Annotated in this window: 11 protein-coding genes; 10 read left to right on the plus strand and 1 reads right to left on the minus strand. The window is 63.0% G+C overall.

The genetic code is table 11. The features are described from left to right. The first annotated feature begins 59 nt into the window (after positions 1-59). Both ACI7M0_RS18500 and ACI7M0_RS18505 read left to right on the plus strand, forming a co-directional pair. The gene (locus ACI7M0_RS18500; protein WP_405314460.1) at positions 60-2,726 is read left to right on the plus strand and encodes a T6SS effector BTH_I2691 family protein; all 2,667 of its coding nucleotides are present in this window, start codon (positions 60-62) and stop codon (positions 2,724-2,726) included. Beyond that, a complete protein-coding gene (locus tag ACI7M0_RS18505; protein WP_405314461.1) occupies positions 2,726-3,862 on the plus strand; it encodes a DUF6708 domain-containing protein in 1,137 nt (378 codons plus the stop codon). The genes ACI7M0_RS18500 and ACI7M0_RS18505 overlap by 1 nt, the downstream gene beginning before the upstream one ends. A 79-nt stretch (positions 3,863-3,941) precedes the next feature. On the opposite strand, the gene ACI7M0_RS18510 is transcribed toward ACI7M0_RS18505, so the two are convergent. Next, positions 3,942-4,865 carry a LysR family transcriptional regulator gene (locus ACI7M0_RS18510; RefSeq protein WP_064490993.1) on the minus strand — a complete coding sequence of 308 codons (924 nt, stop codon included), beginning with the start codon at positions 4,863-4,865 and terminating at the stop codon, positions 3,942-3,944. A gap of 269 nt (positions 4,866-5,134) precedes the next feature. On the opposite strand from ACI7M0_RS18510, the gene ACI7M0_RS18515 reads away from it, so the two are divergent. The 8 genes from ACI7M0_RS18515 to ACI7M0_RS18550 all read left to right on the plus strand — a co-directional run bounded on the left by ACI7M0_RS18515 (position 5,135) and on the right by ACI7M0_RS18550 (position 12,989). Beyond that, complete coding sequence (locus ACI7M0_RS18515) at positions 5,135-5,578, plus strand: acetyltransferase (RefSeq protein WP_020191951.1); 444 nt, start codon at positions 5,135-5,137, stop codon at positions 5,576-5,578. A gap of 19 nt (positions 5,579-5,597) precedes the next feature. After that, positions 5,598-6,422 carry an AraC family transcriptional regulator gene (locus ACI7M0_RS18520; protein WP_129933853.1) on the plus strand — a complete coding sequence of 275 codons (825 nt, stop codon included), beginning with the start codon at positions 5,598-5,600 and terminating at the stop codon, positions 6,420-6,422. Between the two features lie 108 nt (positions 6,423-6,530). Then, entirely contained in the window at positions 6,531-6,917 is a 387-nt protein-coding gene (locus tag ACI7M0_RS18525; protein WP_010953073.1) for a cupin domain-containing protein, read from the plus strand. Between the two features lie 169 nt (positions 6,918-7,086). Next, complete coding sequence (locus ACI7M0_RS18530) at positions 7,087-7,797, plus strand: helix-turn-helix transcriptional regulator (protein ID WP_129933854.1); 711 nt, start codon at positions 7,087-7,089, stop codon at positions 7,795-7,797. 103 nt (positions 7,798-7,900) lie between these two features. After that, positions 7,901-9,319 (plus strand): efflux transporter outer membrane subunit, encoded by a 1,419-nt coding sequence (locus tag ACI7M0_RS18535; RefSeq protein WP_129933855.1) that lies wholly within the window; start codon positions 7,901-7,903, stop codon positions 9,317-9,319. 201 nt (positions 9,320-9,520) lie between these two features. Next, a complete protein-coding gene (locus ACI7M0_RS18540) occupies positions 9,521-10,666 on the plus strand; it encodes an HlyD family secretion protein (RefSeq protein ID WP_129933856.1) in 1,146 nt (381 codons plus the stop codon). Continuing rightward, positions 10,656-12,170, plus strand: coding sequence for a DHA2 family efflux MFS transporter permease subunit (locus ACI7M0_RS18545; RefSeq protein ID WP_014591831.1), 1,515 nt, complete (start codon positions 10,656-10,658; stop codon positions 12,168-12,170). Before ACI7M0_RS18540 ends, ACI7M0_RS18545 begins: the two co-directional genes overlap by 11 nt. A gap of 81 nt (positions 12,171-12,251) precedes the next feature. Beyond that, complete coding sequence (locus tag ACI7M0_RS18550; protein WP_129933857.1) at positions 12,252-12,989, plus strand: GntR family transcriptional regulator; 738 nt, start codon at positions 12,252-12,254, stop codon at positions 12,987-12,989. Positions 12,990-13,025 lie beyond the last annotated feature (36 nt).

Here is a 13,025-nt window from a genome sequence, read left to right on the forward strand (position 1 = left end):
CGGGTCGAATGCAACGCTTGCATGCATTTGATGATCATCCCTGCTCGCTGGAGCTATACATGGATTCGTTGAAAGAAACCCTCGAACTGTGCAGGCGCATCACCTCCGGCTACCGCCCGGCCCTGCGCAACAGCCCCGTCGCCGACTGCACCCGCCGCTTCGAACTGCTGCCCCTGCGCTACGCCGCCGTCGGCGGCAACCCGGCACAACGTGCCCGCCTGCCCAAATTGCCGGGCTATCTCAGCCCGTTCCAGGAGGTCGGCGAGCTGACCCATTCCAGCTACGCCATCCGCCCTTTGCGCGAGGGCTTTCTCTACCTGCTGATCAAGCGCCATAGCGCGCCGGCCTACGAATGGCACAGCCAGTACCGCGTGGCACCCAATGGGTCGCTGCTGTACATCAGCAGCGACGCCCCCTGGGAGCCTGCCCCCAGCGCCGGCAATCTGGATGAGATCCTTCGCGGTTTCGGCTGGACCATCACCCTCTACGACCTGGATGACATCCAGGAGCTGCGCCCATTGTTCAGCCCTTCCCCGCTGACCCCGCGCATGCTCGACAACTACCGCCTGCTCGACGAGGAATACCGCAGCAGCCTGCCCTCGATCGATATCGCCCGCTTCATCCAGCCTTCCGACGCCCCGCCACAGCCCCACGTCCTCAAGCATGACCAACTGAACTGGGTAGCCGACTTCAAGGCCCAGGACGATGCAGACCTGCAGGCGCTACTGGACCTGCAGCCGTTCAACAACGACCAGATCGTCTCGCCGCACGCATCACGCCACGCGCTGGCACCGCTGGTGAACCACAGCAAACCCCGTGGCGCCGCCATCGTCATCGAAGACGCCATCGGCATCACCCAGGAGCTCAACGCCTGGCGCAACGCCGCTGTCGAGGATGTGAAGACCCAGTGGCTGGCGCGCACCGTGGAACCCGGGGTCGACAACGAACGCAAGCTGCTGGTCGCGCAGTCGTTCCTGGAAATCGAAAAACTCTACCCGCAGATGGTGGCCGAGCAGATCGTCAAGCGCGAAGTCATGGCCGAAAAAGTCCGCAACCAGCTCCACCTGCATCCCGAGATCTACTTGTTCTCCGAACGGGCCAGGCAACAGGCCGATGCACATGATGAACGCATGAAGCCCCACCTGGCACAGTTCGAGCGCGACGCCCGCAGCAAAGTCCAGGCCCGCCAGGATGCCGGCGAGTTCCGCAAGCGGTTCGACCAGAAATACGGCCACCTGGTCGACCGCCAGGCCATGCACGATCAGCTCGACGGTTTCGAGCAGGCCATGCAACACGCCCAGCAAGCCGCCGAAGACCGCGCCAAGGATCATGCCCGCTGGGTGGTCAGCGAACGCTTGTTGCAGGCACTGGACCGCTACGACAACGCCGACCTCATCAACGGCCTGGCCTTTGCCGAACAGACCGGCCAGTGCGTGATCGGCATGGAGTTGAGTGAAGGGGGTACAAAGGTGCTGGACCACTGGTGGCGCAGCGACGTAGCAGACCGGGGCAACCTGGCAATACGCGGCATCACCTACAATCAGGAGGACCTGCGGGAAGAACTGGCGGCGCTGCTGGAAGCCGCCAAGGCCGAACCGTCGTCAGCGTCATCCTTCGCCCTGCCGGAAGCGCTTGCCAGGCAAGCCCATGTCGCTGCCAATGCCTTTGGGCGCATCAACACCCTGTACGAACAGATGCAGGCACAGAGCAGCACGGCCAGCATCGGCCTGTATGCCTGGTACGTCGCGCTGGGGCGGCAAGTGCTGCGCACCGCGACCCCCAACAGCATGGACCGCGCACTGCACCAGGGTTTGCGGCTGACCTTGTTCGCTTCGGTGCATGAAACGGCTGTCGATATTCGCCTGAGTGAAGCTGCACGTAGCGGGCAGCCCATCAACCCACAACGCAGCGCAGGCCAGGTTTCAAGGTACCTCGACCAGGCCTGGGCTGAAGGGTTGATGCAGGCCCGGAACAGTGACTTCTACAAAGTGCGTGTTTCCGGGCTGGTGTGCCTGCTGGAGGGGATGCTGATGGCCTTCAAAGCGCGCGAACTGCCTGACAGTGATGCGCGCATCAAGACCGAACTCATGGCGGCCGCGATGACTACGGCTGCGGCGGGCTTCGAAGTTGGAGCCAGTTATGTGGACCAGGTGGTCGCGCGGTACGGCGCAAACAGTGTGACCGGAAAAGGGGCGGCCGTAACATTGGGGAGGTTGAAGCTGTGGGGCGCTAGCCTGGCGGGGATCGGGGGCGGAATGCTGGCATGGTGGGACTTTACTGACTGGCTTCAACATCTCCGAAGCGATCCAACCACGAAGCAGGGCAAGAGGAAATCGAGAATTTTGGCTACTGCTTACGCGCTCCGAGGAGTAGCTACCATAACGTTATCATTGGGTGAACTTGGAACCGCCATCGCCATCGCAAAGCCTTTATTCGATCACCTTGCAAACTCCAGCGCTAACAAAATAGTAAGACTTCTTAGTCAATCAATGTCAGGACTCGCAAAAAGACTGGGTACACAGGCAGCGAGGCTACTGCTCGTTCGTTTAGTTCTCGGCGCGTTCTGGATAGGGCTCGTTTTGACGGTGATCATTTACATCTTTGAAGATGACGCTTTGGAAAAGTGGTGCAAACGCAGCAGCTTCCGCGTGGGGAAAAATTCGGAGCCTTACAAAGAGCAAGAAGAATTGGTGGCACTACATGCCGCATTCAGCGAGGTTCTGTAATGTATTTGATTGAATGGGGATTCTGGCAAATGGCAACCGAGTCAGAGACCGAACGAAAAGCGTACGAAGCTGAGTTAACACCTGCTGAGAAGCGTGCCGCCCAGGAATTTTACGAAGGGGATTTGGAAGAGGACATACACTTCCAAACTGTTAGCGAAAAACCCCACACGCGCGGACCGATTTTCGCTTTCAACGAAACATTTATTGAAATGCGATGTGGTGGCTCAGAGGAAAAGCGCGGACTCATAACCATTGCAACGCTATGCGGAATCATGCCCATTATAGGTGTTACGACAATCTCCACATTGTATTTTCTCTGGGAAGACATAACAGACCGTGAGGCTCGATCACTTCTGATGGTGGCACTGACATTCATGATGGCACTCGTATCAGGTGCTACGATATTTTTTTACACAAAGTATGGAGTAAGCTTGACCCGACTGGAAATGCTGACCAGTCGGCATCTGCTCATTCGCTTCAATCGAATAACTCAACAGGTCCACCTCCACCGCCCCAGCTACTGTGGTGGCATCGTCACCTTCCCATGGAAAACGACCGGCAGCACGGGCATTCGCCCAGAAGATGATTCGCTAAGCGTTGGAGTACGACTTGGTCTAATCTGGCACCCCAGCCGCACCGGCCTGCCCCACATGGAAATGGCCCTGCTCGGCAAACAAGGCCAAGGCGGCAGCGAACTGCGTGATGAGTGGGAATTCATCCGCCGTTACATGGAAGAAGGCCCACACGCCGTCCCCCGCCCCCGCCTGAGCACCCAGCTACCCTCACCCATCCAGGCATTCAGCGCCCAGTTCGAAGGCCTTGGGCGTTTCTTCCGCAAAAGCAGCTGGCTGTTCAAAGTTGTCCTGCTGTTTGTCTGGCCCGCTTTCGTCATCATCGGCACCGGCCACTGGCTCAGCCTGCTGCTGTGCTGGCGACCGCGCTGGCCGAAGGTCATCCGCGAGGCCGGCCTGCCCGGCAAGCCAGTCCCACCCGTGACAACCCTGAGCGACTACCCACCCGCAATCCAGGCACGCCTGCTCGCCAACGCCGACCGCTGGCAGCTCAAGCCCGGCAAACGGCCGACGAAAAAACCACGCAAGCGCTCTACACCTCAACAGGCCAACGAAAGTGACTGATCAAACTGCACCCGGCGCGCTGGTACATCTGCGACACTTTCACTTCATCGGCAGCCAGTTGCAGCACGATGCAAAGCCATCATCCCATGACCGCTTCCCGTAGTCCGCCCATGTAGTGCTCCAGGCGACTACGCAGCCAACGCTCGGCCGGGTCGCTGTCGGTAGTGCTCAACCAGACCATGGCCAGCTCCAGTGCAGCAGTCTCGAACGGCAGCGTCTCGGCCTGCAGGTTGCCCCAGCGTTCCATACCCTGTGCGGCATAGTCCGGGCAACAGGCCAGCAGGTCGGTACCGGCCAGAATCGCCGGCAGCGAACTGAACTGCGGCACCGACAACACCACCTTGCGTTCACGGCCGATGTCTTTCAACCAGTCATCGACCACACCCTGGGTGTTGGCGGTTGGGGAAACCTGGACATGCGGACGTTGGCAAAACTCATCCAGTGAAAGCGGCGTGCTGGACTTGTCGGCCCGCACTACCCTGGCTTGCAGGGTGCGTAGCACCTTGCGTTTGGCATTGGCAGGCAGGCCCTTGGTCTGGCTGATACCCACCGTCACGTCGCCCGCCGCCAGCAGGTCCGGAATGCGCCAGTAGTCCACATGCTGCACGACCACCACCACGTTTGGCGCCTCCACCCGCAGCGCCCGCAACAGCGGCGGCAGCAGGCCCGACTCGACATCATCGGACAAGCCGATGCGGAAGGTCATCTTGCTGGTCAGCGGGTCGAAATCATGGGTCATGCTGAGGGCGACAGACATCGCATCCAAGGCTGGCGTGAGGTACTTGATCACCTCTTCGGCCCTGGCCGAGGGCTCCATGCGGTTGCCCACTCGAACCAGCAATGGGTCGTTGAACATCGCACGCAACCTGGCCAGCGCGGCGCTGACCGTGGGCTGGGCGACGAACAGCTTCTCCGCGGCACGGGTGAGGTTGCGTTCCTGCATCAGCGCTTCGAACACCACCATCAGGTTGATATCGGCTTTGCGCAGTTCGTTGCGGTTCATGGGCGCTCCCGGGCCGTGCTTGTTGTTAGGGTTCAATACCAGCATCGACATGCATCCTAGCCGAGTCGAAACCTGCACTGCACCCTATGCAATCGCCATTGCCCCCTACTGCGCGACCGGGGTAATCTTCCGCTCTCTTCCCTTCCGGCCTCCCCTGCCGTGCACCGCCCAGGCGTTGACTCGCGAAGCGGGCATTCATGATGCCGACACTTGCATGGCCGCCGCTCACTGGCGCGCCCATCCGCCATCAATACACTCAGGATGACACCATGATCATTCGCCAAGGCATCGCTGCAGACTACCCGCAGCTGCTCGACATCTGGCTGCGCGCTGTTCGCGCGACGCACCACTTCCTGCAACCCTCCGACATCGACGCACTATTGCCACAGCTGCGCGACGTGTACTTCCCGGCCGTCGAGCTGTGGGTTGCGGTAGACACCGATGACCAGCCACTGGGCTTTATCGGCTTCAATGAAAACCATGTGGAAATGCTCTTCGTCGACCCAGCGCGCCACCGCCAGGGCATTGGCCGTGCATTGCTGGATTTCGGCCGCCAGTCACGCAGTGCGATGAGTGTCGATGTCAACGAGCAGAACCCACAGGCAACAGCGTTCTACCAGCACTATGGCTTCGTCCAGACTGGCCGTTCACCACTGGATGGCGAAGGTCGCCCGTTCCCCTTGCTGCACATGAGCCTGCCCACCCGGGCGTGAGCAGGAGGCACTGACCGCGATGGCCCGCAAAGCGAAGCCCCTACCGCCGTCCGACTGGGTCATCCGTAGTGCCCAACCGGGCGGTATCGAGCGTATCGAAGCCTGGTTCGGTAGCCACGGCTACGACCCGCATCGCCACGATACCTATTCGATCGGCCGTACGCTGGCCGGCGTGCAAAGCTTCCACTACAAAGGTTCGCTGCGCCACGGCATACCGGGCAACACGCTGGTGCTGCACCCGGACGAACTGCATGACGGCATGGCCGGCACCGACGCAGGCTTTCGCTACCGCATGGCCTACGTCGACCCGGCACTGATCCAGAACGTGCTGGGTGGTCAGCCTTTGCCCTTCATCGCTGGCGGGCTGTCCAGCGACCCGCGTCTGTACCACGCCAGCGAAGCGTTCGTACAGGCAGTGGACCACGCGCTGGAACCATTGGAAGAACAGGACGCCCTGTATGACCTGGCGATCGCCTTGCGGGCCGTCGGCGGCAAGCCGCGCGGGCGCAAGCACCTGGATTACCAGGCAGCCGAACGCGCCCGAGCCTTCATCATGGAACACCTGCATGTGGGCATAACACTGGACATGCTGGAACAGGCCAGTGGCCGCGAACGCTGGAGCCTGTCGCGGGACTTTCGCACGCTGTACGGCACCAGCCCCTATCGCTTTGTCACCCTGCGCCGCCTCGACTGCTTGCGCCGAATGATCCTGGACGGCTTCACCTTGGTCGACGCCGCCCTTGCCGCAGGCTTTCATGACCAGAGCCACATGACCCGGCACTTCAGCCGCTGCTACGGCGTACCGCCCTTACGCTGGCTGGAGCGTTTGCGAGCGTCACGCTGAGTTACCGCAGGCGCCCGCGCACCCCGTGAGAACAGGCTTGCAGGATCGTACAAGAACCGGACTCGCCCGGAGCGATAGGCTGACCACTCCACTTTCCGAGGAACTGTCATGCCTGAATCCCGTCACCCACATCCCTCCCTGCCAGTGAACCTGGTCCACAAGGCAGCGCTTATCGAACAGCAATGGAGCCCCAGGGTCGTTGCCGAGATGAACGATTACCAGTTCAAGGTCGTGCGCATCGAAGGCGAATTCATCTGGCACGCGCACCCGGAGACCGACGAAGCATTCCTGGTGCTGGAAGGCACCCTGCGTATCGACCTGCCGGATGGCTGCGTGCATGTGAACCCCGGGGAACTCTATGTTGTGCCCCGCGGCGTCGAGCACCGGACCGCTGCGCAAGGCGAAGCGAAACTGATGATGATCGAACCGCGGGGCATTCTGAATACCGGTCATGAAGGGGGGAATCGCACAGCAGAGAGCGATGTCTGGATTTAACAACACTCACCACTTTCAAGCTGTAGTCGCTGACTTCACAGCAATAATTAACCATAAAAAATCGCCTTACAGCCATTTCTAATCATGGCAATTCGCTCGTAGCCCACACTTCGCAACCCGGCACAGGGTCGCCTCGATATAATTGGATCCAATAACGAGGATGGCCTGCATGCAAGCACTGGAAAGGGACTACGGACACGGCGATGAAGTGGCCAGCCACTGCCACGCCGAAGACCAGCTGATCTACGCCGCCAGCGGCGTGATGCGGGTCAGCAGCGAAGGCGGCAGCTGGGTGATCCCCGGCGGGCATGCCTTGTGGATGCCCGCCGGGGTCAGCCATGCCATCCGCATGGAAGGCGTGGTCTGCATGCGCACCTTGCTGCTCGACGCCCACATCGAACGCTGCCAGGTCATCGTCGTGTCCGGCCTGCTGCGCGAACTGATCCTGGCGGCGTCACGGGTGCTGAACCTGCGCGACGGTGCGCATGCTCGGGCGCTGATCCTGTACGAACTCGCCGCCGCCCGGCGCATCGATGCCTTCGTCCCTACGCCGCAGCACGCACGCCTGCGTGCCTGGTGCGAGCGCTTCCTGCAGGACCCGGCCCAGGACCTGACCCTGGAGCAATGCGGCGCACAACTGAACATGAGTGCCCGCAGTGTGGCCAGGCTGTTCCAGCGCGAGGTGGGCATGTCGTATGGCCAATGGCGCGCCCGTGCACGGGTGATGCTCAGCCAGCAGTGCCTGGCCGATGGCAAGCCGATCCTGAACGTTGCGCTGGAGCACGGCTACCAGAGCGCCAGCGCCTTTACTGCCATGTTCAAGCGCATCCTCGGCTATGCGCCGAGTGATTGGCAAGCCGGTACCGCGCGCGAGTACTGAGCCTCAGGTTGTCCCGCTTGCGCGCAGGGTTGTCCCGCTTGCGACAGCGACGCCCATGCAACCCTCGTTAACCTCGTGTCACGACCCTTGAGCGACAATCGTGATGCCCTTACTGCACTCATTTCCCGGCCCTGCCCGGCTTGCAACAGCCCTCGGCATGCTTGCTGCACTCGCAGCGTGCGGCCACCAACCCACACCTGCCGAACCCGCTGTAGCGCTGCAGGCAGACCCGCTGGTGAACATGCCGGCCGGCGTCAGCAAACAGCCCCTGCCCGAACGCTGGTGGGCACTGTATCAAGACCCCCAACTCAATCGCTGGGTACAGCAAGCCCTGGCGCATAACCAAGGCCTGGCGCAGGCCGAGGCCAACGTGCAGGCCATGCTGGCCGGCATCGGCGAGTTCGACGCCAGGCGCTGGCCGTCTACCGACATGGGCGTTGCCGCTACCTATGGCAGGCGCGCCGATGACCAGACGCTGGCCGAGGCGACCGACAGCAACGCGCCGTCGCAATGGCAATTCAACCCGGGCATCGAACTGGCCTATCAGGTGGATATCTGGGGCCAGGTACGCGCCGCCATCCAACGTGCCCGGGTGCAAGCCGAAGCCAGCGCTGCGGCGCTAGACCTGGTACGCCTGCAGGTGGTCGCCCAGACCACCCGCGCCTACATCGACCAGTGCACCTACGCGGCGCGCCTGGAGGCAGCGAAGCAGGCCTTGCAAACCCTCGACCACAGCGTGCAACTCAGCCAGCGTCAGCGCCAGGCCGGTGTGGCCACTGCCCTCGACAGCGAGCGCCTGCTGGGCTTGCGGGAACAGGTGCGTGCGCAACTGCCGATGCTCTCAGCCCGGCGGCAGATGGCGCTTTACGAACTGAGCATGCTCAGTGGCCAGGCCTCGGTGGCCGAGGCCACGACCTGCGTAGCCATCCCCACGCTGTCGGTGCCGCTGCCGGCTGGCGATGGCTGGCATTTGCTCGAACGCCGGCCAGATGTGCGCCAGGCCGAACGGGAACTGCAGGCGGCCACCCTGGAGACCGACATCGTGCGGGCCGACCTTTACCCAAAGGTCAGCTTCGGCGCTTCGTTGACGTCTTCGGACCATCACCTTGCCAACCTCGGCGACAGCCGCGCGGTGATGTTCGGCATTGGCCCGCTGATCCGCTGGGAGTTTCCCAACCTGAAAGCCAACCGCGCACGGGTGAGCAAGGCCGAGGCATTGCAGCGGGCGCAGGTCGCCCGTTACCGCGGCGTAGCGCTGAGCGCGCTGAAAGACGTGCGCCAGGCACTGGCCCGCTACGACGGCGAGCGACAACGGTTGCAGGCGCTGGACGCAGCCCTGGCGCACAGCCAGCACAGCTTTGCCCTGGCCCAGGGTAACTACCGTGCCGGCACCGTAGACGGGCTGGCCCTGCTCGACAGCGAGCGCGAAATGATCAGCCTGCGGGCCAACCACACAGAAGCCCGAGGGCGCCTGGCGCAAGCGCAGGTAAACCTGTTCCGCGCGCTGGGCGGGCGGTGGTAGCAAGAAGCAAGACCAACAGCGAGCACCGCCCACTGTAGGAGCGGGTTTACCCGCGAAGAATACACCGCGGTGGATGGCACGGGCTTCGCCCGTGTTCGCGGGCAAGCCCGCTCCCACACGCGCCAGCTTTTAGAAATTGAGCAAGACAGTGGCTCCCACAACCGACAGCCAGCAGGCCCAATTCGAGATTGGAAACCAACCATGAATGTTGCCGTAGACAAACCCTCACCCGCCGAAACTGAACAGCGGCCGAGCGCTAAAACCCGTCGCCGCCTGGCAGTCATCGCCAGCGGCAGCCTGGCCGCAATCACCCTGCTGGCCTTCACCAGCTACTGGTTCGGCACCGGCCGCTATCTGGAAACCACCGACGATGCCTACGTCCGCGCCGACTGGGTGGCGCTGAGCCCACGCGTGGCGGGCTACGTAGCCAAGGTCGAGGTGGCTGACGACCAGCCGGTGAAAGCCGGCGATGTGCTGGTGCGCCTGCAAAACCGCGACTACCGCGCCCGCCTCGACCAGGCCCGGGCTGGTGTGACCGAGGCACAGGCGGCACTGGCCGCCGCCCAGGCCAGCCAACAGGTAGCGACCGAGCGCATCGACCAGCAACAGCAAGCCATTCTGCAGGCCGAGGCCGTCGTGCGCAGCGCCACCGCCGAACAGCGTCGCAGTGAACTGGATGTCCAACGCTACCGTGGCCTGGTGCGTGACGACGCAGCGACCGTGCAGCGCCTGGAAACCGCCAGTGCCCATGCCAGCCAGGCACAAGCCGCGCTGCAAGGTGCCCAGGCCGCGCTGCGCCAGCAACGCTCACAACTGGCCATGGCCAAGGCCCGGTCAGCCCAGGCCGAGGCCGAACTGCAACAACGGGCAGCGGCCCTGGCACGCGCCCAGGCCCACCAGCAGCTCGCCGAGCAGGACGAACAGGACACCGTGATCCGCGCGCCGATCACTGGCGTGGTCGGCCAGCGCCGCGTGCGCACCGGCCAGTACGTGGTGCCGGGCCAGCCGCTGTTGGCTGTGGTGCCCCTGCAGCAAGCCTATGTGGTGGCCAACTACAAGGAAACCCAACTGGCCCGCATGCGCCCCGGGCAACCGGTAGAAATACGGGTCGACAGCTTCGCCAGCCAGCCACTGCATGGCCATGTGGCCAGTTTTTCGCCAGCCTCGGGCAATGTCTTCGCCTTGCTGCCGTCGGACAACGCCACCGGCAACTTCACCAAGATCGTCCAGCGTTTCCCGGTGCGCATTTTGCTCGACAAACCGCTGGATGGCCCGCAGGTACTGCCCGGCATGTCGGTGGTCAGTACAGTCGACACACGCCCCGCAGAGGTCGCCGATGCGCACTGAGCAAACGGTCTCGCTGCGTGCCTGGGTAGCGGTGCTTGGCGGCCTGTTCGGCTGCTTCATGGCGGGCATGAACGTGCATGTCACCAGCGCCGCACTGCCGGAAATCCGCGGCTCGCTGGGTGCCAGCTTCGAGGAAGGCTCATGGATCTCCACCGCCTACCTGGTGGCGGAAATCGTGATGATTCCGCTGACGGCCTGGTTGGTGGACGTGTTCTCGCTGCGCCGGGTCATGTGGACCGGCTCGCTCATCTTTCTGATCGCCTCGGTGGCCTGCTCATGGGCGCCCAACCTGGAGGCGATGATCGTAATCCGGGTGATCCAGGGGGCTGCGGGCGCGGTGCTGATTCCCCTGTCGTTCCAGCTGATCATCACCGAACTGCCGGCCAGCAAGATGGCCATGGGCATGGCGCTGTTCAGCCTGGCCAACAGCGTGGCGCAGGCCGCCGGGCCGTCGATTGGCGGCTGGCTGACCGATGCCTATTCGTGGCGCTGGATCTTCTATCTGCAACTTTTCCCCGGCATTGCGCTGCTGTTGGCCATCGCCTGGTCGATCGAGGCCAAGCCGATGAAGCTCGAACTGTTACGCAAAGGTGATTGGCTGGGTATCGCGGCCATGGTGATCGGCCTGGGCGGCTTGCAGATCGTGCTGGAAGAAGGCGGCCGGCTGGACTGGTTCGGCTCGCCGCTCATCGTCGGCATGAGCGTGGTCGCCGCCATTGCGTTGGTGGTGTTCGTGGTGACCCAGCTGTTCGGCCAGCGCGCGTTCATCAATCTGCGCTTGCTGGGGCACTACAACTTCGGCGTTGCCAGCGTGGCGATGTTCATCTTTGGCGCTGCCACGTTCGGCCTGGTGTTCCTGGTGCCCAACTACCTCTCGCAGTTGCAGGGGTTCAGCGCGCACGACGTGGGCGTGGCGCTGATCGCCTATGGCGTGGTGCAGTTGCTGCTGGCGCCGTTGATGCCCCGGCTGATGGGCTGGACCAGTGCCAAGTTCATGGTCGCCAGCGGCTTTTTGATCATGGCGCTGGGCTGCTGGCTGGGGGCCAGCCTGAGCGCCGACAGTGCCGACAACGTGATCATCCCGTCCACGGTGGTGCGTGGTATTGGCCAGCCTTTCATCATGGTTGCGTTATCGGTGCTGGCGGTGGCCGGGCTGGACAAGCGTGAAGCCGGCTCAGCCTCGGCGGTGTTTTCGATGTTGCGCAACCTGGGTGGCGCCATCGGCACGGCCGGGTTGACGCAACTGGTGGCGACCCGTGAACGCTTTCACAGTGAGCGCATTCACGAGCAGGTGACGCTGTTCGAGCCAAGCGTGCAGGCGCGCATCAACCAGACGGTGCAAAGCTGGCTGCCGCATCAGCAGCAAATGCTGGAAGCGTTGGCGGCGACCATTCGGCGAGAGGCTTACCTGATGGCCTACAGTGATGCGTTCTACCTGGCGTGCCTGGCATTGGTCGGGTGTGCCCTGGCAGCGCTGCTGCTGCGGGCCAGGCAGCAGCATTGACCTCTGTGGGCGGCCGGAGCGTTCGGCATTCGGCCGCTGTTACACTGTCAACCGATGAAACTGGCGAGCCCGAGCAAAGGTATGAACCCAACGCGCTACTCCACCGTGGCAAAGGACTTGATGCAAGCGATTGCCAGCGGCCGCTACCCGGTGGGCAGCCTGCTGCCGACCGAGTTCGAGCTGTGCGACCTTTACAATGTGAGCCGGCACACGGTGCGTGCCGCTATCGACCAGTTGCTCACCCAAGGGCTGGTGTCGCGGCGCAAGCGCGTGGGCACCCGGGTGGAGGCCAGCAGCCCACGCGGCGGCTATTCGCAGTCGTTGGCCAGCGTGGCTGAGCTGGCGCACCTGGCAGACACACAGCAGCGGGAAATTCAGGGCGTGCGCCACTTTGTCGCCGACCTGAGCGAGGCGGCGAGGCTGGGGCTGGTGCCGGGGGAGCATTACTTCTGCGTGTCGAGCATCCGCGTCGACCGGCAGCACGATGGCGCGCCGCTGTGCTGGACCGACGTGTATGCACAGCGCGACTACACCGCGGTCATCGAGCTGGCCCGCGAGCACCCTGACCAGCTGATTGCCGGCTTGATCGAACAGCACTATGGCCGGGCAATCGCAGTGGTCGACCAGCAGGTGCGCGCGGTGTTGCTGACAGCGGAAATGGCCCGGGTGCTGAAGGCCGAGGCGGGCTCGCCGGGGCTGAAGATCATCCGCCACTACCGCGAGGAAAATGGTGATTTGATGGCGGTTTCCGAGACCGTGCACCCGGATGACCGCTTTACCTTAGTCACCCAGATGCGCCGCGACCGCTCCCCCGCCTGAACCCGCTCGTGCAGGGATGGTGCAACTTTCAGCCAA

This window comes from Pseudomonas sp. 10(2024) (assembly GCF_045164175.1).
Classification (GTDB): Bacteria; Pseudomonadota; Gammaproteobacteria; order Pseudomonadales; family Pseudomonadaceae; genus Aquipseudomonas; species Aquipseudomonas alloputida.

Excerpts from the sequence above, each read along its gene's own strand:
- ACI7M0_RS18515 (WP_020191951.1), top strand. The coding sequence starts at position 5,135 with ATGATCATTCGCCAAGGCATCGCTGCAGACTACCCGCAGCTGCTCGAC.
- ACI7M0_RS18550 (WP_129933857.1), top strand. The coding sequence starts at position 12,252 with ATGAACCCAACGCGCTACTCCACCGTGGCAAAGGACTTGATGCAAGCG.
- ACI7M0_RS18540 (WP_129933856.1), top strand. The coding sequence starts at position 9,521 with ATGAATGTTGCCGTAGACAAACCCTCACCCGCCGAAACTGAACAGCGG.
- ACI7M0_RS18525 (WP_010953073.1), top strand. The coding sequence starts at position 6,531 with ATGCCTGAATCCCGTCACCCACATCCCTCCCTGCCAGTGAACCTGGTC.
- ACI7M0_RS18500 (WP_405314460.1), top strand. The coding sequence starts at position 60 with ATGGATTCGTTGAAAGAAACCCTCGAACTGTGCAGGCGCATCACCTCC.
- ACI7M0_RS18510 (WP_064490993.1), bottom strand. The coding sequence starts at position 4,865 with ATGAACCGCAACGAACTGCGCAAAGCCGATATCAACCTGATGGTGGTG.
- ACI7M0_RS18535 (WP_129933855.1), top strand. The coding sequence starts at position 7,901 with ATGCCCTTACTGCACTCATTTCCCGGCCCTGCCCGGCTTGCAACAGCC.
- ACI7M0_RS18505 (WP_405314461.1), top strand. The coding sequence starts at position 2,726 with ATGTATTTGATTGAATGGGGATTCTGGCAAATGGCAACCGAGTCAGAG.
- ACI7M0_RS18530 (WP_129933854.1), top strand. The coding sequence starts at position 7,087 with ATGCAAGCACTGGAAAGGGACTACGGACACGGCGATGAAGTGGCCAGC.
- ACI7M0_RS18520 (WP_129933853.1), top strand. The coding sequence starts at position 5,598 with ATGGCCCGCAAAGCGAAGCCCCTACCGCCGTCCGACTGGGTCATCCGT.
- ACI7M0_RS18545 (WP_014591831.1), top strand. The coding sequence starts at position 10,656 with ATGCGCACTGAGCAAACGGTCTCGCTGCGTGCCTGGGTAGCGGTGCTT.